Annotated in this window: 1 pseudogene; it reads right to left on the reverse strand. The window is 46.2% G+C overall.

Annotated elements, in window-relative coordinates:
• Positions 1-208 (reverse strand): annotated as a pseudogene (locus WKI42_RS11005) (helix-turn-helix domain-containing protein); the annotation flags it as partial.

The raw sequence follows: 208 nt of genomic DNA on the forward strand, positions 1-208 counted from the left end.
GACTTGAAACTGACAAGCATTGACCCGAAGACGTTGTTGACTGATGTGACTCCACAAAACCAAGTCCAATTTCTGACCCGAAGACAAACTCGCACCGCAGATTTCTTCTAAGCAAGCAATCTCCTGTTTTCTCTCTGGTTTCTGCATGTGGCCTTCCCATTCCTGACTGGACCAGACCTTGCGGAAAAGACAGAAATAGAAATAGCGT

The organism is Streptococcus pseudopneumoniae (assembly GCF_038148935.1).
Lineage (GTDB): Bacteria > Bacillota > Bacilli > Lactobacillales > Streptococcaceae > Streptococcus > Streptococcus pseudopneumoniae_U.